We start from the raw sequence: 20,670 nt of genomic DNA on the forward strand, positions 1-20,670 counted from the left end.
TAGCACTGCCCGCTTGGGCTGTTTCCAAGAGATAGAGAATTTCATGTCCGATCCCCTCCAGCACCATCCCCTGACTCAATTGCCCTTCGATCTTGCTAGCTACGCAACGGCTCGACCACGCGTGAGCAGATCCAGAGCACTTCGGCATCTTCGTCCGACGCCTTGAGGAGGGCATGGCCCATGGTGCTGTCGAAATAGGCGCTGTCGCCGGCAACAAGCCGCGTTGGAGCGTAGAACTGGGTGTGCAGTTCCACCTCACCGGAGAGGACATAGACGAATTCCTCGCCAGGATGGGACAGCATCTCTGGAAATCTGGCGATCGTGTTGGCCTTGACCGTCGCCTTGAGCGGAACGAACTGCTTATTGGCCAGATCGGTGCACAACATCTCGTAGTCATACTGCTCGGTCTGGTGCATCACCCCGCCTCCAGCGCGGGTCACGGTGCGTCGGCCGCTCACCGACGCCGTTTGACGCTCGGAGAACAAATCGGCCACATCCACCTCCAGCCCCTCGCCCAGACTGAGGATCGTATCGTAGGTCGGCGACATCTGGCCGTTCTCGATTTTCGAGAGCGTTGAAGGCGCCAAATCGCACCGGCGCGCCAGCTCGTTGAGGGTCAGCCCGCGCGCTTGACGCATCTGGCGAAGGGTATCGCCGATCGGTGAGTTAGGCTTCCGCTGCGGCCGGCTTTCGCTCGGTTTGACAAGGGGATTGTTCATCAGGCGACCCGTCCTCGATTGCGTTTTCTACGCTACGGCCAATGCCTCAAGCGCTGCAAGGTTGTCTTGCGAAATGGGAATGCCGTGCCGGGCGGCCTTTCGCCGACATTCGAGCCGCCGGTCCCCCGGCAGTCTCGAAACCCCTGCCGCCTTCATCCGCTCGATGAGCGTCTCGACCCGCAGCCCGAACCGTTCGGCACCACCGCGGGCCGGATCGATCAGCAGGATGAACTGCCCGGTATGGGGTGTCTGCGCACCCTTATGCCCCGACCAGTCGAACTCGAAGGAAAAATGGCCGCCCGTGAGCGCCGCGCTCAGCAATTCGACCATCATCGAAATCGAAGAGCCCTTGTGCCCGCCGAAGGTCAGGAGCGCCCCGCCATCGAGCACCGCCCGCGGATCGGTGGTCGGCTGCCCCTGGGCGTCCACGCCCGAATTGGGCGGCAGGCTCTTGCCGGTCCGGGCTGAAATCTGGACGTCGCCATTGGCCATGGCCGAGGTGGCAAGATCGAAGACCAGCGGCTCGTCCGCTCCTGCGACCGGCGTGGCAAGGGCAATGGGGTTGGTCCCGAACAGAGCGCTCTTGCCATCGAAGGGAACGGTACAGGCAAAGCTGTTGACGGCGCTGAGCGCCAGGAGCCCGTCTTGCGCGAAAGGTTCCACGTCGGGCCAAAGGGCGCTCAGATGGTGGGAATTGCGGATGGCGAGAATCGCAACCCCGTTCGCCTGTGCCTTCTCGATGGCCATGTCGCGCCCCAGCGCCAGGGCGGCCTGGGCAAAACCATTGTCGGCGTCCACGCGGCAGAAGGCGGGAGCGACATCCTCGAGCACGGGGTTGGCTTTCCCGTTCACCCAGCCTGAACTGAGGGAATCGACATAACCCTTCATGCGGAAGATGCCATGGCTATGGGCGCCGTCACGCTCGCACATCGCGCAGTTCTCAGCCAGAAGCGCCGCGACGTCCTTGCGCGTGCCATGCCGCAGAAAAATGGCCCGCAAGAGAGCGACGAGATCTGAATACGCAAGGGTCGAGGTCACGAGAAGCTCCGGCGGGTCCAGTCGGAAGATTTCCTATAGGAAATATATAGAGTAATGTGGATCAGCTTTGCAATAGGTGGGGAGCGTAAGTCGCCAGCTACCCACATCAGAATTCCCCTTGTAATCAAGAGATCTTAGCATGTGGTCAAATTGCAGGCTTCTGCGGAAGAGGCTGTTTTTTTGGTCATGGGCTAATTGACAGGGGGTGCGCTACGTGTACTATCGGAAAATAGTTTCCTTTAGGCGCGCTCTTCGAGGGGCGTTGAGAGCGCCCTGGGCACACGTTCGCGTGCACCTATTTTTGACGCCCGCAATTCGAGAGGGATTATCGAATGCGTATCGGAAACAAAGGGAGGTTGCCGCTCGCGGCGGCGCTTTTGGTTGGCATCAGCGGGTTTTCCGCTCCTGTCTTGGCGCAAAGCTCGGATCTCGTCGTCAACAGCGCTGTAGCGCCGAGCACGCTCGATCCAGCCTGGGCCTGCGGACTGCAGGAAATCAGCTTTCTGCAAAATTTCTACGTGCGGCTGGTTCAGCACGGGACGGCCGAAGGTCCCGAGGGCACCCGGGTCGTCGACTATTCAACCATCGAACCCTATCTCGCCGAGTCCTGGGAAGTGAGCGAAGATGGCTTGGTCTATACCTTCCATCTCAAGGATGGCTTTACATTCGAAAGTGGCAATCCGGTGGATGCCGAAGCCGTGCGCTATTCCTTCCAGCGCGTGCTGGATATGGCCGGGTGCGGCCGGTTTTTCCTTACCGACGGCCATATCGATCCGGTGATTTTTGAATCTATTGAGGCTGTCGATCCATCGACGGTGGTCATCACCCTCAACAAGCCTAACGGCAACATGCTGGGCGATTTGGCAACCCATGCTGCTTCTATCGTCGACCCGTCGGTCGTCGAGGCCAATGGCGGGGTCGTGCCGGGCCAGCCCAATGAGTTCATGGCGGCCAACGTGACCGAATCCGGTCCCTTCCTGCTCGAGTCCTACACCGCCAACCAGAGCGCCCGCATGGTCGCCAATCCGGCCTTCGCGGGCAACGCCCCGGCATCGGACGCAATCAACGTCAATTGGATCACCGCCGCCCCGACACTGCTGCTTCAGGCGCGAACCGGTCAAGCCGATATCACCTTCGGGCTTGCCAAGCAGGCCGTGACCACCATGAGCAATAATCCCGGCACGCGGGTCATCGCCTATAGCAACCCCTTCGTACAGCAAATGATGCTGCCCAACACCAAGGCGCCTTGGGACAATCCACTTTTCCGCGAAGCCGTCGCCCATGCGGTGCCCTACCAGGATATTGTAGATCGCGTGGCTTATGGATATGGCACGCTTTACTACGGCCCGATCCCACCAAGCCTTCCGGGGTTCAGTGCCGAGTTGAGTCAACCCGTATCGTTCGATCTCGAACGTGCACGCGAGTTGATCGCCCAAAGCGGCATCGCCACCCCGGTAAATGTCGAAGTGATGATCCAGGAAGGTGATGCCACCCAGCAGCAACTCGCTACCATCCTCCAGAGCACCTGGGCCGAACTGGGCATTAATCTTAACATCCGCGTCGCGCCGGCGGCCGAATTCCAGGACCTTTCTCAGTCCCATCAGGTGCAGTCGCTGATGCGCCTCGACGGACCGGGCGTATTCGAGGTCGGTTATTATTGGGGTTATGACGTCGACTGCGACAACTCCAATAACCTTACCGAATATTGCAATGAAGAGGTCGACAGCCTCATTGAGCAGCTTCGCGCCTCTTCCGACCAGGCCGAGCGTCAGCAGATCATGGATCAGGTGACCGAAATCTGGCGCGCCGAATATCCCAAGATCCTGTTCTTTGAGGATCAGCCGGTGATGGTGCTTTCCGATGCGGTGACCGAGTTCACCTTCTCTCCGCTCCCCGACTATCGCTACTGGGCGAAATAGACCTTTCCAGGAGAAAATATTCAAAATGGCAACGCGTATTGGTGTCGATATTGGCGGCACATTCACCGATCTCGTCTATTTCGACGAGCGGACGGGTAAGACGGTGGAGGGAAAGGTCCCAACAGTGCCCTCCGCGCCCGAACATGGGGTGGTCGATGCGATCACCCAGCACGTGCCCAACGACATCATCGAGGAAGCCGAGTTCTTTCTCCATGGAACAACGGTCGGCCTTAACGCCCTGCTCGAGCGGCGGGGCGCCAAGGTCGGCCTGATCACCACCACCGGTTTCCGCGACGTTCTCGAAATCCGTCGCGGCGACCGGGCTGAGATGTACAATCTGTTCTGGAAGCAGACCGAACCGCTCGTGCCGCGACGCCTGCGTCTCGAGGTCCACGGCCGCATGCTGGGTAATGGAACTGAGTACCGGCCGCTCGACGAAGGAACGGTCAAGGCAGCCGCCCAGAAGCTGATCGGCGAACAGGTCGATGCAATCGCCGTCAGCCTCATCAATGCCTATGCCAATCCTGAGCACGAATTGGCCGTAGAGCGCATTCTGCGCAGCGAAGGATTCAAGGGCGGCATTTCGCTTTCGCACAAGATTTCGGGCGAATACCGCGAATATGAACGCACCTCGACCACCTGCATAGACGCCTTTGTGCGCGGCCGCATGTCGAACTATCTGCGGCGCCTCGATGGCCGCTTGCGGGACCTGGGCTTTAAAGGCACCTCGCTCATCACCCGCTCGGGCTCGGGCTCGATGACCTTCGCAGAGGCGGAGGATCGCCCGTTCGAAACCATCATGTCCGGTCCGGTCGGTGGTGCACAGGGCGCGAGCGAATTGGCAAAGATGCTAGGCATCAAGGCGCTGGTCACTGCCGATGTGGGCGGCACGAGCTTTGACACCGCTCTGGTGATCGACGGCAAGCCGCAGGTGCTTTTTGAAGGCGTTATCGACAATATGCCGATCCAGAGCCCTTGGGTCGATGTGCGCTCGATCGGTTCGGGGGGCGGTTCGATCGCCCATATCGATCCGGGGGGATTGATGCGGGTCGGCCCGCGTTCAGCCGGCGCCGTGCCGGGGCCTGCCTGCTACGGCAAAGGCGGCACAGAGCCCGCAATGACCGATGCTGCCGCATGGCTAGGCATGCTTGGGCCTGGGGATCTGGCATCGGGCATCCATCTCGATATCGAAAAGGCACGCGCAGCTCTTCAAGCCGTGGGTACCCATATCGATCAAGACGTTGAGGCAACCGCAGCCGGGGTCATGCGTATCTCCTCGGCCGCCATGGCCAATGCCATGCGTGAGATCTCCCTCGACCAGGGGCTCGATCCGCGCACCATCACGCTGTTGCCTTTCGGTGGGGCCGGTCCGCTGATGGGGACGCTTCTGGCCGACGAACTCGAAATGAACCACGTCGTGATCCCGCCATTGGCCGGCAATTTCTCGGCCTGGGGCCTTCTGGGCGCCGACATGGTGCAATCGGCGGCGCGAACTCGGGTGATCGATTTCGTGCCCGGCGCCCTTAGCGAGGTCAATTCGGTGCTCGCCGAGCTCTTTACGACGCTCACCGAACGCAGCGCTGCTCACGCGGACGATGCCGTGCAGTCGGGCCGTCTCGACCTGCGCTATAAGGGCCAGGAGCACACGCTTTCGATCGAAGTCAAGGTCCAGGACGGCAGAGTGACCGAGACCGAGGACGTTATCCTCGAGCGGTTCGTGTCCGAATACGCCCGCACCTTTGGGGCCACCATGAACCAGGACGTCGAGCTGGTCTCGGTCCGCGCCAGCACCACCGTGCTGCTCCCGCGGCGCGAGTTGAGCTACACCCCCAAGCGCTCCGACGGCGAGGACAACCGCGTAATGGACGTCTATTCCTTCGAGAGCAAGGCGCGGGTGCCCTTCCGGATCATTCCGCGCGGAAAAATCTCGGGCAAAGTTCGCGGACCTGCGATCATCACTGAAGACACGACGACGACCTATGTCGACGTCCAATGGACTATCTCCAACGGGAAAGCCGGCGAGATCATTCTGGAGCGGACACACTAAGATGGCCAAAAGACACGAACCCGTTATCCATAACGCAGGCAAGTTCGGCCGCACGACCGAGGCCAAGGCTGATCCGATCACCACCGAAGTGATCCGCCATGCCCTCAATTCCGCAGCCAACCAGATGAAGCGGGCGCTGATCCGCACCTCGTTCTCACCCATCATTTACGAGGTGCTCGATTTCGCCGTGGCGATCTACGACAAGGACATCCGGCTCTTATCCCAGGCGCCGTCGCTGCCCATGTTCATGGGGACGCTATCCTTCTGCATCAACGAGGCGGTCAAGGCCAATGGAGGGCCGGAAATGCTAAGGCCCGGCGATGCGCTGATCTATAACTGGCCGTTCGGCACCGGATCACACCCCCAGGACATGGTCATCATCATGCCCGTGTTCTTTCGCGACGAAGAACTGATCGGCTATACGGCGATCAAGGGCCATTGGCTCGATATCGGCGCCAAGGACCCCTACTGCACCGACACCACAGACGTGTTCCAGGAAGGTGTGATCTTTCCGGGCGTCAAGATCTACAAGGAGAACGTTCTCAACGAAGACGTCTTCCGCATGATTATGGCCAACACGCGCGTGCCTCAAATGGTCCGCGGCGATCTCGACGCCCAAGTCACCGGCTGCCGGGTGGGTGTAAAATCGCTCCTCGAAGTTGTTGAGCGCTTCGGTCTCGACACCTATCGCTCGGCGGTCGATGACATGTTCGACCATGGCGAGCGTATCGTTCGGTCCTATTTCGAGAAAATCCCCGATGGCCGCTATGTCGGCAAGGGGGAAATGGACAACAACGGCGTCACCAAGGACCGCATTCCCTTTGAGATCGTGCTCGAGGTCAAGGGCTCGGACGTCACCCTCGACTTCTCGGGGGTTCCCGATGAACAGGTCGGCCCCACCAACTCGCCGCTGCCCACCACCATCTCGGCAAGCCGGGTGGCGATTACCATGCTCGCCGGCTATGGCGAAGCGCCCCATGAAGGACACTTTCGGCCGCTGACGGTCATCACCCGTCCCGGTTCGATGTTCGATCCGTTGCCGCCCGCCCCTTCCTTCATCTATGGCTGGCCGGGCCTGCAGTCGATCGAGGTGATCTACAACGCGGTGTCCAACGCCTTGCCCAAAGCCGTGCCGGCCCAGTCAGGCGGCTGCATCTGCTCGCTGGTTGCCTGGGGGCAGCGCGAGGAAACACGCGAGCCCTGGGCCGATGGCACCCCGTTGCCCACCGGCCAAGGTGCATGGGACGGCGGCGATGGCGGCACTATGCTCCATATCGCTGAATCGGCGACCCGCTTCACGCCTGCCGAGGTCTGGGAGCACCGCAACCCCTGGATCATTGAACAGCTTTCCCTGGCCGAGGACTCGGTTGGTCCAGGCAAGTGGCGCGGCGGGCCTGGGCTCAACCTCGATATCCGCATGACCGAGGACACGCTGATTACCACCGTGTTCGAACGCTCGCTCAACGCGCCCTGGGGCCTGGCTGGCGGCAGGGAAGCGCGGCCCAACAATTGCTACGCTGAAATGCCCGATGGGGAAGTCCATTCCATCGCCAAGGCGACCCACTTCCACATGCCCAAGGACTCGATCCTGCAGATGCGGACCGGTGGCGGCGGCGGATACGGCAATCCGGCCGAGCGCCCCGTCGAGATGGTCAAGCGCGACCTGGAAGACGGCTACATCACTGAAGCCTACGCGAGAGAGCACTATCCGCACGCCTTTGCGTAACCGATCCGGAGCGACGCGGCCCTCACCCCGCGTCGCTCACCAATCCAGAACAATAAGAGGCTAGGTTTGGTGCGACGCCTTCTTGCTCAATTGGCCAATGATCGGGAACTGCTGTTCGGGGTCTTGCTGTTCGGCATTGTCATGTTCCTGGCGCTTTTTGGGCGCCTGTTCTGGCCGGTCGATCCGCTCCGCGTCGACATTCTCAATTCGCTTCTTCCCCCCAGCCTCGAGCACCCCATGGGGACCGATGATGTGGGGCGCGATGTCTTTGCCCGCTTCATCCAGGGCGCTCAGGTCTCGATCGGTGTCGCAATAGGCGTCACCATTGCCGGAACGCTGATCGGCGGTACGCTCGGCCTCCTGGCCGGTCTGATCGGCGGCTGGTTCGACGTTCTCGTCTCCCGCGTCATGGACGCGATCCTCGCCTTTCCGCCGTTGATCCTCGCCATGGCCGTGGCGATCGGGCTGGGGCCGGGGATCGTTTCGGCGTCGATCGGCGTCATCCTTGCCGCCATCCCCTGGTATTTCCGCCTGTTGCGCTCTGAGGTGCTGCGGCTGCGCACCCTGATGTACGTCGAATCCGCCCAGGCTTTGGGAGCATCGAACTTCAGGCTGATCCGTCTTCATATCCTGCCTCAGACCACTTCGACTATATTCATCCAGGCGTCTTCGGTTTTCTCCTTTTCCATCCTGACCCTCGCCGCGCTCGGTTTTGTCGGCCTGGGTATTCAACCACCGACGCCCGAATGGGGAACGATGATCACCGAGGGATTGGCTTTTGCCCTGACCGGGCAGTGGTGGCTGGGCCTGTTCCCCGGGCTGGGCATCTTTGCCCTGGCCGTTTCGGCCAACCTCATTGCCGATCGCTTGCGCGACATCTACGATCCCAAATCCGGCGCGAGCCTGGCGGTATAGGAGCAAGAGATGATCAACTTCCTGCTTGCCCGCATCGGATCGGCCATCGTCACCATTTTCGGAGCCTCGGTTCTGGCGTTCGTTGTGTTGCGCGCCGTACCCACCAATCCCGCACGGCTTATCGCCGGCCCTTTCGCAACAGAGGAGGTAATTGCCCAGGTCACCGCCTCTCTTGGCCTCGATAAGCCGCTGCCGGTTCAGTATTTCGACTATATCGTTTCGTTCTTTTCCGGCGATTGGGGGTTCTCCTACAGCGCCGGACAGCCCGTGTTGTCGCAGATCCTCCAGCGGCTACCCGCCAGCGCAGAGTTGGCACTTTATGCTTTTCTCTTTGCGTTCATTGGCGCTGTGGTGATCACGGTGGCGATCAACTACCTCCGCTCGGTCTGGCTTGATCGCCTGCTGCGGCTGGTCTCGTTCATCAGTGCCGGTGTGCCGCCCTTTTGGCTAGCGCTGTTGTTCCTCATGGTGTTCTTCGAGCAGTTCGGCTGGTTTCCCGGACCGGTCGGGCGCGGGCCAGCGCCCGAACACATCCGCACCGGGCTCTTTACGATCGACTACCTGCTCGCCGGCAATTTTTCAGGCTTTGGGGCCGCTTTCCACCATCTGGCGCTGCCATCGCTGGCCCTAGCGCTCGGGCCGTTCGGCTATCTGGTGCGGCTGCTGCGCGCCAACATGCTCGATGTGGTCAATGAGCCATTCGTTACCGTCCTTCACGCCAAGGGCGTGGCACCGGTCACCACCCATTTCCGGCATATTCTGCCAAACGCTTTTCTTCCCACGCTGACCGCTGGCGGTCTCATCCTCGCACAATTGCTTGGCGGCAGCGTTTTGGTGGAGCGCATCTTCGCCTGGCCGGGAATCGGCACGCTGGTGATCGACGGCATCCTGCGCCAGGACTATGCCGTGGTTCAGGCCTTCATCATGCTCAGCGCCATCATTTATATCGGGGTCAACCTGCTGGTCGACATCCTCTATGGCTATGTCGATCCGCGCGTCAGAAGGAGCTAAGGCGATGGCCGATCTCGTTTCCACTGCTCCGCTGCTCGAGGTTTCGGGCCTCAAGACGTCGTTCAAGACACCGCGCGGCACCGTCAAAAGCGTCGACGACGTATCCTTTTCCATAGCGCCGGGCCGCACGCTTGGCGTGGTGGGGGAATCGGGCTCGGGCAAGAGCGTCACATCGCTCTCGATCATGCGCCTGGTTGCGCGCGGTGGCGGCTCGATCGACGAGGGCACCATCCGTCTCAACCGGCCTGGTTCGGTGCCCATCGATATTCGTGCGCTCGATGAAAAGACCATGCGTAAGGTGCGCGGCAACGATATCGCGATGATCTTCCAGGAGCCGATGACCAGTCTCGATCCCGTGTGGTCGATCGGCGACCAGATCATCGAAGCAATTCGGCTCCATCAAGATGTGTCCAAGACCGAAGCACGCATCAAGGCCATCGAGATGCTGCGGCTGGTGGGCATCCCGGCGCCCGAAAGTCGCGTCGACGACTATCCGCACCAACTCTCGGGCGGCATGCGCCAGCGCGTGATGATCGCCATCGCGCTCTCTTGCCGTCCGGCGCTGCTGATCGCCGATGAGCCGACAACGGCGCTCGACGTGACCATCCAGGCCCAGATCCTGGACCTGATCCGCCGGCTGCAGAGCGAGATCGGCATGTCGGTGCTCTTTATCACCCACAATCTGGGCGTTGTGGCCGAGATCGCCGACCGCGTCGCCGTGATGTATGCCGGCCAAGTCGTCGAGGAAGGTCCGGTACGGACGATCTTTTCGGCGCCCCGCCATCCCTACACGGTGGGCCTGCTCAAATCGATTCCGATGCCGGGGCGAAGCCGGGAAGGCGGCGAACGCTCGCGCAAGCTCGACACCATCGGGGGCACGCCTCCCAATCCGCTGGCTCTGCCCGCGGGATGCCGGTTCGCTCCGCGCTGTCCGCTGGCCATTGAGGCCTGTCGCGCGGCACCACCTCCCTTGTTCGATGTCGGCTCCGACCACGGCGCCCGCTGCATCCGTTGGCAGGAGGTGAGCAAATGAACACGACCACACTTCTCGATGTACGCGGGCTCTCAAAGCGTTTCCCGGTTAAAGGTAAGCCGTTTTCGCGCGAAAAGCGCGTGGTTCATGCCGTCGACGATGTGAGCTTTGCCATCGGGCGCGGCGAAGTGGTGGGGCTGGTGGGCGAATCCGGTTCGGGCAAGACCACGATCGGCCGCACCATCATGCGCCTCACCGATCCCAGCGAAGGCGAGATCGTCTACGAGGGCACCGACATTTCCCGCCTGCCGGCTAAGGATATGCTGGCCTTCCGGCGCAAGATTCAGATGGTATTCCAGGACCCCTTCGCCAGTCTCAACCCACGCCGAAAGGTTGGTGAGCTCATTGCCGAGGGCATGGAAATACACGGGATTGGTATGCGAACCGAACGCGAGGCCGAAGTCCAGCGCTTGCTCGACCTTGTCGGGCTTCCGGCCGACGCGGCGCAGCGATATCCGCACGAATTTTCCGGCGGCCAGCGGCAGCGTATTGGCATCGCCCGGGCGCTCGCGGTTTCTCCCGGCTTTATCGTTGCCGACGAGCCAGTCTCGGCGCTCGACGTTTCTGTACAGGCCCAGGTGCTCAACCTGTTGCAGGACCTCAAGGAGCAATTGGGGCTCACAATCTTGTTCATCGCCCACGATCTGGCGGTCGTTGAGCATTTCTGCGATCGAGTGATCGTCATGTATCTGGGCCGGATCATGGAGATCGCGCCCAGCCGATCGCTCTATGCTGCACCCAAGCACCCCTATACCGAAGCGCTGCTCTCGGCCGCTCCGGTTCCCGATCCCGACCGGCGCGGCGATCGCATAGTGCTCGACGGCGATATTCCCAGCCCCATCAACCCACCTTCGGGCTGTGTGCTCAGAACCCGCTGCCGCTACGCACTGCCCCAATGCGCGCAGATCCGTCCCGAACTGCGCGAGGTCGCGCCGGGACATCTTAAAGCCTGTATCCGCGACGACATTCTCTAAGGACTGCCAAATTGCCGATCATCAATTCGATTGCCGATATACATGAGGAGATCACCGCCTGGCGTCGCGATTTCCATGCGCATCCCGAACTGCTCTATGAGGTTCATCGCACCGCTGGAAAAATTGCCGAGCTGCTCGAAAGCTTCGGCGTCGATGAAGTGGCGACAGGCATCGGTCGCACAGGAGTAGTCGGCGTCATCCACGGCCGCCCGGGCGGGCGGACCATCGGGCTACGGGCCGACATGGACGCATTGCCGATTACCGAAGCGACCGGGCTCGAGCATGCCAGCACCAATAAGGGACTGATGCATGCCTGCGGTCATGACGGGCACAGCGCCATGTTGCTCGGCGCAGCCAAGCATCTGGCTCAGACGCGCAATTTTGATGGTACAGTGGCGGTGATCTTCCAGCCCGCCGAGGAAGGAGGAGCCGGCGGACTCGCCATGGCCGAAGACGGGCTGTTCGAGCGCTTCGGCATCGAGGCCGTCTACGGTATGCATAATCTGCCTGGCCTGCCCGAGGGAGCATTCGCAACATGTCCCGGCGCGATCATGGCCTCTGCCGATGAGTTCGAGATCGCGATCGTGGGAGAAGGCGGTCACGCAGCTTGGCCGCATCTGGCGGTCGATCCAGTATTGGTGGCGGGACATATGATCACCGCGCTGCAGGCGATCGTCGCCCGCAATATCGATCCGCTGTCTTCAGCCGTATTGTCGATAACGCGGATGGAAGCAGGAAGCGCTTACAACGTGATCGCTTCCGAAGCTCGACTTTCGGGCACCGTCCGCACTCTCGATCCGGCTGGCCGCGACCTTGTGGAAGAGAGAATGGGCGCCGTGGTCGAGAACATCGCCAAGGCATTTGGGGCTTCCGCGAAGCTCGATTTCCGGCGCGGATATCCGGTCACCGTCAACCATCCGGACCACATCCGCCTTGCCGGCGAAATCGCGTCGGAAATCGTGGGCGCTGACAAGGTCGATACGGCCATGACCCCCATGATGGGTGGAGAGGATTTTGCCTTCATGCTTGAACGCCGTCCGGGGGCTTATGTTTTCATCGGCAACGGCGAGACCAGTGGCCTTCATACCGACACCTACGATTTCAATGACGAGATCATTCCCGTGGGCGTAAGCTATATGGTGCGGCTCGCCGAGGTTGCCACGGCGTTAACAACATCCAAATAGAGAACGGTCGCCTCGGCAAGCGCAATTTCTCGCATTGGTTGGAATTATGACCCAGCCAGCAGTCAGTTTGTCACCCCTAAGCTGACCGGTTGCTGTCGACCCTATAAGAAAAGGGCGGCAGCGGTGACCCCGCTGCCGCCCGGCTTTCCGCAATTTTGCGAGGTCAGACCCCGCAGAGATTGACCTTGATGCCCAGTTGGGCAGCCAGCGCCGCCTTGGCGGCCAGCGCCTGGTCGGCTTCGGCGGCCGAACTGGCATAGGCCACCTGGATGTGGTTGGCCTTGTGCCGCGCCATCATCGCGTCGCGGTCGACGCCGGTGAGCACCGCATGCATGATCGGCCACACCCGGTCGGTCGATTCCGAGCGGCGGCGGGTTTCCTCCTCGGGAAGATCCACCGCCTGGCCACGGCCGATATCCATGTGCAGCGCATTGTCCATCACATAGATGCGGCTCCAGACCAGCTCGCCCGCCTTGGCCACTCCGCGCAGCGTGCCACCGCCGGCCGGGAAGAACATCGGGGGCTGGCGGAAGCTTTCCGATTTGTCCCAGCCGCCGTGGTGGGCCGGAGGTGCGGCGCCGGAAATTTCGAACACCCAGACGAAATCGTCGCGCGAGCCGGACCGGTCGATATCGCCCCAGCGCAGATCGTGAAGCGTGTTTTCCACCGGCTGGCCAAGCGCGCGGTGCACGCGGTTGGTGAGAACGCCATCGACGGCGGCGCATTCGTCCACTTCGTTGAAATGGACGATAGCCTCGCCCTGCCGGATCACGCTGCCATCGGCGCGTGTGACGTCGGGCCGGTCGTCATTGTTGAGAATGCCTTCGACAAGATCGGATGCCGGCAGTAGGTCCTTGAGGCCCTGCTGATACTGGATGCCGATGGCCTCGCAGCCAAAGTTATCCCCCATGCGAACCGCTGCGATATACATGCGGCACTGCTCGATCACCTGAGCTTCCGTCAGCTCTGTCTTGTGGTCGGTGCCAAGGTGGAAGGTCATGCCCTTGTCGACCATCCACTGATAGACGGCGCGGCCCTCCTCCTCGGGCACCTGGGTGGTGGCGTAGTAGAGTGCCGATTGGGACAGCCGCTCCTTGTAAAAGCCCATGGGCATCAGGAGCTCGTCGGGGATGATGGCATTGTACATGCCCATGCACCCCTCGTCGAAAACGCCAAGGATCACCTTGTTGTGGCGGATATCGGCGGCGATCGATGCGGCCAGTTCGCGCTCCTTTTCGCCCACCGAAGCGGGATCGAAGGGGCGGACATGGGTGATTTCATGCTCGATTTTGCCGGTTTCGAGCCAGGTCTTCAAACCGGACAGGAAGAATTCGTCGTCGAAATTCTCGCTCCAGAGCGAGGAGTACTCGACACCGGCCTTGGTGAGCGAGCCGTTGAGGTTCAGGAGCCCCACCAGGCCCGGCCACTGGCCGGCCCAGTTGGCGACGGTGAGGATCGGGCCCTTGTGGCTGACGAGGCCTGCCAGAACGTGGTGGGAATACTGCCACACCGCCTCTGCCACGATCACCGGCGCGTTGGGATCCATCCTGGCGAAAATATCCATGCCCTCGCGCTGGGACGAGATGAAGCCATGGCCTTCGGGCTTGATGGGATGGGCGCGCTCGATTTCGAAGCCCAGTGCTTTGACCGCCTCGAAAATGCGCTCTTCCATGGCCTTCTGGGCGGGCCAGCAATTGGTGTTGGCGCTTTCGCGCAGATCGCCGCTGGCGACGAGTTGGATCTTGGTCATGATCCCTGATCTCCTTGGGTTATTCGGTTTCGGCCGCGCTCATGATGTCGCGATAGGCGGCGTAATCGTCCTGCATCCTTCGGAACACCGCGTATTTGGCGTCATGATAGGCGGCGATTTCTCCGCTGCGCGGTTCGATGGTCTTTGCCGCTCCGCTCATGGTGCCCATCGCCGCCGTGATGTCGGAATAGGCGCCCGCCGCAGCGGCCGCGATCATCGCCGAACCCAAAAGCACGGGCTCGGTCTGGTCGGGCACCACCACCTTGCAGCCGGTGGCGTCGGCATGCTCGCGCAGATAGAGCCGGTTGCGGGCCAGCCCGCCGCTCACCACCAGCGTGTCGATCACCACCCCGTTGGCGCTCAGCGCCTCGATGATGTGGCGCGTGCCATAGGCAAGGGCCTGCTGGGTCGCCAGATAGTCGAGCGCCAGATCGTCGATGCCGCTCTCGAGCGTGAGGCCGACTATCGCTCCCTTGCGCCAGGGTTCGGCCAGCGGAGAGCGGTTGCCGTGGAAATCAGGCTGCACATGCCGATTGCGGGTGAGGAAGGCACTTTCCTCGCTCATGGTTTCCAGATGCGCATCGAGCGCTTCTGCCAGTCGTCTGCCCTCGGCCTTTTCGATCAACTGGGCCGCGGCCGAATGGCGGGCGATCACTGCGTCGAGCAATGCCCCGGCCGCGGATTGGCCGCCCTCATTGGCCCACAAGCCGTCGAGCAGCACCGAATAATAGGGGCCCCAGACACCGGGGACGAATTTGGGCTCCCGCGTCAGGGAGATGTGGCAGGTGGAGGTGCCGGCGATCACCGCGAGCCGCCCTTCGATCTCGCCATTGCCCTCGCTATCGGCAACGCCGAGCGTACCCAGCGCGCCGGAATAGGCATCGATCAGGCCGGTCGAAACGGCAATGCCCGGAACCAGCCCCAATTCGCCCGCAGCCTGCTCGGTCAGCCCGCCCGCGCGGACGCCGGCTGCCGCAAAGGCGGTGCCGATAGCGTCAAACCCGTCATCGACGAGATCCTCGAGCCCGATCGAAGACAGGAACCCCTTGTCCCAACCCTCCCCATGCAGGCCACGATGACCCAGATAGGTCCACTTGCAGACCGGCGAGCAGAGCGAACGCATCGTCGCGCCGGTGGCGCGGTAGACCAGCCAGTCGGGAAGGTCCCAGAGCTTTTTTGCCGCCTGCCAGCTTTGCGGCAGCTCGCGCTTGAGCCAGACCAGCTTGGGCAGCTCCATTTCGGGGGACATCACGCCCCCGATATGGTCGAGTACACCCGCGCCGGTCGCGGTGATCGCTTCGGCATCGCCGATCGCCCGGTGATCCATCCAGAGGATCACATCCTGGTCGGCAGCGCCGTCCGGGCTCACCGAAACCGGACCATCGCCCTCTCCGGCAACCACCAGCGAGCAGGTGGCGTCAAACCCCAATCCTCCGACCGATTCCGGGCTGACGCCTGCAGCCTTTACAGCCTCGCGAACCGATCTGGCCACCGCCTGCCAAATTTCGGCGGACCGCTGCTGGGCGAAATCGGGTGCGGGGCGAAACGTTTCGATGGGGCAGGCGGACGATCCCAAAAGCTTACCCTGCCGGTCGAACACACCGGCACGCGCGCTTCCCGTCCCCACGTCGATGCCTATGAAATGATCCAAGATCCGCACTCCATGCTGGCGCCGCGAAGGCGCGAAATTCAAACTCTATGCTGCAATCACCGGCGTGGTCGTCCGCGCCATCAACTCTTCGACGGCAGCACGGCCGGGCGCGCCCAGCCTTCCGCCGAAAACCGTGCAGCTTATGGCGGCTGCCGTATTGGCAAAAGAGGCCGCATCCGCAATCGATTGCCCCTCGGCCAAAGCCAGCGTGAAGGCGCCGTGGAAGACGTCCCCCGCCGCCAGCGTATCGACGGCTTCGACCTCTGGCGCACGCCGCTGGAACACCCTGCCGCCCTCGGCCCAGAAACAGCCCTGTTCGCCACCGGTAACGGCAATGAAGGCATCGAAGCTCTGCGTCAGCGCCCTGACGGCCTCAACAATCGTCTCACATCCGGAAACCGCGAGCGCCGCGGGCTCGGAAAACACCACATGGGTGGCGCGCCGCGCCAGCTCCACGATGGTTTGCGACGGTCCCACATCGGCGTCGAGCAGGGCAATCTTGCCCGCCGCCTTGGCGATATCGAGCACCCGCGCCGCGCCTTCCGGCCAGCGGATATCGACCTGCACGGCATCGGCAGCGGCAATGGCTTCGGCATCGATCCAATCGGGATCGGCCCCCAGTGCCGGATCGTAATAGGGGACGATCAACCGTTCGCCCCGCTGGTCTACGATCACCGCGCTCAGCGGCGTCGCCACGCCTTCAAAGCGCCGCACCTGGCGGCAATCGACCCCTTCGGCCTCGACCTCCGCGAGAAAGCGGTCCCCCATCATGTCGTCGCCGATCCGCGTGATCAGCGCGCATCGCCCGCCAAGCCTCGCGGCCGCGGTTGCGGCGCTGGTCGCCATGCCATGGGCGACCTGAGCCAGGGCGGTGGGCAGCACCTTGCCAGGCCCGGGCGGAAGCGCTTCGACCTTGAAGATCAGGTCGACGGTTGCCGCTCCGGCAAAGACGATACGGGGAGGAAGGGACATCTGGCGTTAGATCGAAGCGATATCGGCTTTCGGGATATCGGCAACCGCCTCGCCCCGCAACGCTCGTGCCGCATCCGACGCTGCCTTGAAAAGCAGTCCGGCATCGCTGGCCGAAATGGTGAAATTGCACCCTTGATCGCGCCAGTAGTGAGCCTGCTCGGCGCCGGTGCAGTCGATGCCCACGATCTTTCCGGCCCGATTACAGCGCTTGACGATATCGATGATCGTCGCACGCAGCTTGTCGGACGCCGTGTAGTGCACCCGGCTCAGACCAAGGCTGAGCGAGAGATCGTTGGGGCCGATATAGATGGCATCGACGCCTTCGACGGCGAGGATGTCATCGAGATTGGCCAGGCCGTCGGCGGTTTCGATCATCACCACGCAGACCGAGCGCCCATCACCTTCATCGTGCTCGACAAGCCTGCCGCGCGGCACGCTCCAGATCGGTCCCCAGCTCCGGGTGCCTGCCGGTGCGTAGCGGCAGGCATCGGCCGCGCTCTTGGCCTCCTGGGCGGTGTTGACCATCGGCACGATGACGGCTTCGGCACCCAGATCGAGCGCCCGCATGATGTAGTCGGGCGTATTCCACGGCACGCGGACCATGCTGGCCGCCCCGGTCTTGTCGAGCGCATCGATCATCACATTCAGCGACCCGAAAGTGTTGAAGCTGTGCTGCATGTCGAGCGCGATGAAATCGAACCCGGCCTGTCCCAGGATCTGGACGAGAGAAGGGTGATCGAGGCCGCACCATGTGCCGTGGAGAACATCGCCGCTGGCCAGACGTTGCTTGAGGGTCATTTAGCACACCGTTCCATATTTGGCGTGAAGTGCATCGAGTTCGGCATCGGCCTTGGCATCGGGCGCGCCAATCGCCATGCGGGCGCGGCCCGCGGCAATCCCCTGCCGGCGCAGGCCGGCCTTGAGCCGTTCGATGTCGCCGAGCAGTCCGTCGACGACTGCGTTGATATCGCCCTGCAACTTCTCGCGTTCGGCTGTGTTGCCGCTGGCGATGGCATCGGCCATGGCAACGAAGGGCTCGGGATAGACCGAGGCGATGCCGGAAATCACGCCCTGGGCGCCAACATCGGTGAGCCGGCCGATCTCGCGGTCCGATCCGGTGAAGACCAGGAAGTCATCGGGCAGCACGGCGCGGAACTTGCCGACCGTCTCGAGGCTTTCGCCGCTGATCTTGACACCGATGATGTTGGGCAGCTTGGCGATTTCAGCCATCAGCTCAGGCGAAACCGTGATGCCCGTCCGGTCCTTGAAAATATAGACGAAGACACCGAGCCCGTCCGAATGAGCCGAAACCCTGGTGTAGAAATCGAGCAGCGCAGCATCGGTGGACGGCAGGAAATAGGGCGTAATGACCGCGATTTCCTTGGCGCCTTCCTCTCGGGTCTGCGCGATCAGCCTTTCCACCTGATGCAGGCTCGGCGCGCCGACATGGACCACCACGCGCTTGTTGGCCAGCATATCGAGGCTGAGCCGGGTCAACGTCCGGCGTTCGTCATCGCTGAGCGAGGGAAATTCGCCGGTCGTGCCCAGAACAAAGGCGCCATCGACACCCGAGGCGGCGCATTTTTTAAGGATCGCCGTATTGCCCTCGATCGAAAGCGAGCCATCCTCGGCAAAGGCAACCGGTATCGCCGTCAGGATGATGGGTTTGGAGGTAGTCATTTAAAAGACAGGTCCTTACTCGGAAATGCTTGTGGAAAGGCGCCGCTCGCGGCGGCGCTTGAGGATGGGTGCGGCAAGCCCGCCAATAACGGCGATGGCGGCCAGAACGAGCAGCGTCGCCGAAATCGGCTTGTCGATCAGCCCTGTCGGCCCATCGATCAGCAGCGAGCGGCGCAGATTGGATTCGGCAAGCGGACCCAGGATCAGGCCCAGAACGATCGGACCGGCCGGAATGCTCGAGCGTTTGAGGATCAGCCCGATGACGCCGAAGATCAGCATCAGGACGACGGTGAAGATGTTGTTGGTGGTGGCATAGGTGCCGACCAGACAGAACACCAGAACCGTCGTCCAGATATAGGGCAGTGGCAGGTCGAGAAGCTTGACCATGGCCGGCATGCGCACAAGGTTGATGGCGAGCGTCAGGATGGTGGCGAACACCATGATGGTCGCGATGGTGATCACCAGGCTCGGTTCGTTGACGAACAGGCTCGGACCGGGCTGGATGCCCCAGACGATCATCGAGCCGATCATCACCGCCATTACCGAGTCGCCGGGAATACCCAGCGCCATAGTGGTGGTGAGCGAGCCGCCCAGCGTGGCGCTCGAGGCGGTGTCGGCTGCCGCAACACCTTCCACCGAGCCCTTGCCGAACTGCTCCTTGTTCCTGGAAACCGAACGCGCGCGGTCCCAGCCCAGGAGCCCGGCAATGTCGCCGCCCGCACCGGGAATGACGCCGACGATCAGACCCACAAGCCCGCCGATGCCGGTGGGCTTTGCGATCTGCTTATATTCGTCCCTGGTGGGCCACCAGCGTCCAAGCGCTGAGATCGGCTTGACGTCGTGCTTGCGATGGGTGAGCAATTGGTCGAGCAGCTCGGCGATGCCGAACAGGCCGATGATCACCGCGATGAAGTCGATGCCGCCGTTGAGATCGCGAATGCCGAATGTGAAGCGCGCATCGCCCGTGATCGGATCACGGCCGATGGTGGCGATGAACAGGCCGATGGCGCCGGCCAGAAGGCCTTTGGCCAGCGATTTCGATGCGATCGAAATCATGATGGTCATGGCCAGGATCACGACCGCGAACATCTCGCTCGGGCCGAACCGCAGAGCAAGCTGAGCCAGAGGCACGGCGGCAAAGGAAAACATCACCATGCTGGCGACGATACCGACTGCGGAGACCAGCGCGGAAACGATCAGCGCCAGACCGGCCCGACCGTCCCTGGCCATGGGGTAGCCATCGAAAGTGGTCGCGATCGAAGCCGGCGTGCCGGGAGTGTTGATCAGGATCGAGGGAATGCGATCGCCGAAATTGGCCGCGACATAGATGGTCAGCAGCACGGCGAGGCCGGCGACGGGGTCGAGGGTGAGCGTGAAGGTGCTGGCAAGGGCGACGGCCATCGTCGCGGTGAGGCCGGGAAACATGCCCACGAGCATTCCCACCAGCATGCCGGCGCCCATGCACAAGAGCACCGTGGGCTCCAGTACGGCCATCAGGCCGTCAACGAAGGCGGTCATAGCGGAATCCGCAGCAGGTAGTGGAACAGACCGTAGATGAAGGCGGTGGTCAGAACCGGATAGAGAACAAGGGCGATCGGGTTGCGATTGCCGAATACCCAGAGGAGGGCGAAGAGATAGATCGGCGTTGGCACCAGAAAACCAATCTGCCACCAGGCAAAGACATAGAGCGAGCTCAGCCCGAGCGCGACGAGCATGCGCACCCAGCCGTCCTTTTGAGACCCCTCAAGATCTTCGCGCTGCGCAACAGGCATGAAAAGCGCGGTGCCAAGAATGATGGCCGAAAGAACCGCCGCGCTCGAAGAGAGCACCGTCGGCCACCATTTGGCATCGATTCCGCCACCGCCCATGCGCAGATCGATGCTGCGCGAGAGATAGATGGCCAGGACCGAAAGCGCGAGCGCTATGGCGCCGATGGCGATTTCCATGCGGCGCGATGGTGCCGCTGCGAATTCGTAATCCGAGATGGCATCGTCCGGCGGCACTTGCGCGCCGCCGGACGTTTCCCGGAGCTTGCTCCGATCGGTCATTTG

At 62.1% G+C, this 20,670-nt stretch carries 17 protein-coding genes; 8 read left to right on the forward strand and 9 right to left on the reverse strand.

Translation table 11 applies throughout. The features are described from left to right. Positions 1–95 precede the first annotated feature (95 nt). Positions 96–719: an XRE family transcriptional regulator gene (locus tag NO932_RS01505; protein ID WP_309209262.1), complete on the reverse strand. Its 624-nt coding sequence runs from the start codon at positions 717–719 to the stop codon at positions 96–98. A gap of 27 nt (positions 720–746) precedes the next feature. After that, entirely contained in the window at positions 747–1,757 is a 1,011-nt protein-coding gene (locus NO932_RS01510; protein WP_309209263.1) for an Ldh family oxidoreductase, read from the reverse strand. A gap of 332 nt (positions 1,758–2,089) precedes the next feature. On the opposite strand from NO932_RS01510, the gene NO932_RS01515 reads away from it, so the two are divergent. The 8 genes from NO932_RS01515 (at position 2,090) to NO932_RS01550 (ending at position 12,566) form a co-directional block, all read left to right on the forward strand. Further along, positions 2,090–3,676, forward strand: a complete 1,587-nt coding sequence (locus tag NO932_RS01515; RefSeq protein WP_309209264.1) for an ABC transporter substrate-binding protein — start codon at positions 2,090–2,092, stop codon at positions 3,674–3,676. A 25-nt stretch (positions 3,677–3,701) separates the two neighbouring features. Beyond that, entirely contained in the window at positions 3,702–5,723 is a 2,022-nt protein-coding gene (locus NO932_RS01520) for a hydantoinase/oxoprolinase family protein (protein WP_309209265.1), read from the forward strand. Between the two features lies 1 nt (position 5,724). After that, the gene (locus NO932_RS01525) at positions 5,725–7,449 is read left to right on the forward strand and encodes a hydantoinase B/oxoprolinase family protein (RefSeq protein ID WP_309209266.1); all 1,725 of its coding nucleotides are present in this window, start codon (positions 5,725–5,727) and stop codon (positions 7,447–7,449) included. A 69-nt stretch (positions 7,450–7,518) separates the two neighbouring features. Beyond that, the gene (locus NO932_RS01530; protein ID WP_309209267.1) at positions 7,519–8,364 is read left to right on the forward strand and encodes an ABC transporter permease; all 846 of its coding nucleotides are present in this window, start codon (positions 7,519–7,521) and stop codon (positions 8,362–8,364) included. 9 nt (positions 8,365–8,373) lie between these two features. Continuing rightward, positions 8,374–9,375, forward strand: coding sequence for an ABC transporter permease (locus NO932_RS01535; RefSeq protein WP_309209268.1), 1,002 nt, complete (start codon positions 8,374–8,376; stop codon positions 9,373–9,375). Positions 9,376–9,379: 4 nt separating this feature from the next. Next, entirely contained in the window at positions 9,380–10,408 is a 1,029-nt protein-coding gene (locus tag NO932_RS01540) for an ABC transporter ATP-binding protein (protein ID WP_309209269.1), read from the forward strand. Then, positions 10,405–11,382, forward strand: a complete 978-nt coding sequence (locus tag NO932_RS01545) for an ABC transporter ATP-binding protein (RefSeq protein ID WP_309209270.1) — start codon at positions 10,405–10,407, stop codon at positions 11,380–11,382. Before NO932_RS01540 ends, NO932_RS01545 begins: the two co-directional genes overlap by 4 nt. Before the next feature lie 11 nt (positions 11,383–11,393). Continuing rightward, entirely contained in the window at positions 11,394–12,566 is a 1,173-nt protein-coding gene (locus NO932_RS01550; RefSeq protein WP_309209271.1) for a M20 aminoacylase family protein, read from the forward strand. A gap of 163 nt (positions 12,567–12,729) precedes the next feature. Here NO932_RS01550 and NO932_RS01555 read toward each other — a convergent pair whose 3' ends face one another. Genes NO932_RS01555 through NO932_RS01585 form a run of 7 tightly spaced genes read right to left on the reverse strand, consistent with a single transcriptional unit; the run spans position 12,730 to position 20,667 of the window. Further along, entirely contained in the window at positions 12,730–14,316 is a 1,587-nt protein-coding gene (locus NO932_RS01555; protein WP_309209272.1) for a fucose isomerase, read from the reverse strand. A 19-nt stretch (positions 14,317–14,335) separates the two neighbouring features. Continuing rightward, a complete protein-coding gene (locus tag NO932_RS01560) occupies positions 14,336–15,967 on the reverse strand; it encodes an FGGY-family carbohydrate kinase (RefSeq protein ID WP_309209273.1) in 1,632 nt (543 codons plus the stop codon). Positions 15,968–16,012: 45 nt separating this feature from the next. Further along, positions 16,013–16,939, reverse strand: coding sequence for a PfkB family carbohydrate kinase (locus NO932_RS01565; protein WP_309209274.1), 927 nt, complete (start codon positions 16,937–16,939; stop codon positions 16,013–16,015). Between the two features lie 6 nt (positions 16,940–16,945). Then, complete coding sequence (locus NO932_RS01570; RefSeq protein WP_309209275.1) at positions 16,946–17,737, reverse strand: aldolase/citrate lyase family protein; 792 nt, start codon at positions 17,735–17,737, stop codon at positions 16,946–16,948. After that, positions 17,738–18,619, reverse strand: a complete 882-nt coding sequence (locus tag NO932_RS01575) for a dihydrodipicolinate synthase family protein (RefSeq protein ID WP_309209276.1) — start codon at positions 18,617–18,619, stop codon at positions 17,738–17,740. It abuts the gene before it with no gap. A 15-nt stretch (positions 18,620–18,634) separates the two neighbouring features. Beyond that, the gene (locus tag NO932_RS01580) at positions 18,635–20,137 is read right to left on the reverse strand and encodes a tripartite tricarboxylate transporter permease (RefSeq protein WP_309163127.1); all 1,503 of its coding nucleotides are present in this window, start codon (positions 20,135–20,137) and stop codon (positions 18,635–18,637) included. Beyond that, positions 20,134–20,667 carry a tripartite tricarboxylate transporter TctB family protein gene (locus NO932_RS01585; protein ID WP_309209277.1) on the reverse strand — a complete coding sequence of 178 codons (534 nt, stop codon included), beginning with the start codon at positions 20,665–20,667 and terminating at the stop codon, positions 20,134–20,136. The genes NO932_RS01580 and NO932_RS01585 overlap by 4 nt, the downstream gene beginning before the upstream one ends. Positions 20,668–20,670 lie beyond the last annotated feature (3 nt).

The organism is Pelagibacterium sp. 26DY04, assembly GCF_031202305.1.
GTDB lineage: Bacteria > Pseudomonadota > Alphaproteobacteria > Rhizobiales > Devosiaceae > Pelagibacterium.

What these genes read in the sequence shown, in the direction of transcription:
- NO932_RS01505 (WP_309209262.1), bottom strand. Translation starts at nt 719, where the DNA reads ATGAACAATCCCCTTGTCAAACCGAGCGAAAGCCGGCCGCAGCGGAAG.
- NO932_RS01515 (WP_309209264.1), top strand. Translation starts at nt 2,090, where the DNA reads ATGCGTATCGGAAACAAAGGGAGGTTGCCGCTCGCGGCGGCGCTTTTG.
- NO932_RS01520 (WP_309209265.1), top strand. Translation starts at nt 3,702, where the DNA reads ATGGCAACGCGTATTGGTGTCGATATTGGCGGCACATTCACCGATCTC.
- NO932_RS01525 (WP_309209266.1), top strand. Translation starts at nt 5,725, where the DNA reads ATGGCCAAAAGACACGAACCCGTTATCCATAACGCAGGCAAGTTCGGC.
- NO932_RS01535 (WP_309209268.1), top strand. Translation starts at nt 8,374, where the DNA reads ATGATCAACTTCCTGCTTGCCCGCATCGGATCGGCCATCGTCACCATT.
- NO932_RS01540 (WP_309209269.1), top strand. Translation starts at nt 9,380, where the DNA reads ATGGCCGATCTCGTTTCCACTGCTCCGCTGCTCGAGGTTTCGGGCCTC.
- NO932_RS01545 (WP_309209270.1), top strand. Translation starts at nt 10,405, where the DNA reads ATGAACACGACCACACTTCTCGATGTACGCGGGCTCTCAAAGCGTTTC.
- NO932_RS01555 (WP_309209272.1), bottom strand. Translation starts at nt 14,316, where the DNA reads ATGACCAAGATCCAACTCGTCGCCAGCGGCGATCTGCGCGAAAGCGCC.
- NO932_RS01565 (WP_309209274.1), bottom strand. Translation starts at nt 16,939, where the DNA reads ATGTCCCTTCCTCCCCGTATCGTCTTTGCCGGAGCGGCAACCGTCGAC.
- NO932_RS01570 (WP_309209275.1), bottom strand. Translation starts at nt 17,737, where the DNA reads ATGACCCTCAAGCAACGTCTGGCCAGCGGCGATGTTCTCCACGGCACA.
- NO932_RS01575 (WP_309209276.1), bottom strand. Translation starts at nt 18,619, where the DNA reads ATGACTACCTCCAAACCCATCATCCTGACGGCGATACCGGTTGCCTTT.
- NO932_RS01580 (WP_309163127.1), bottom strand. Translation starts at nt 20,137, where the DNA reads ATGACCGCCTTCGTTGACGGCCTGATGGCCGTACTGGAGCCCACGGTG.
- NO932_RS01585 (WP_309209277.1), bottom strand. Translation starts at nt 20,667, where the DNA reads ATGACCGATCGGAGCAAGCTCCGGGAAACGTCCGGCGGCGCGCAAGTG.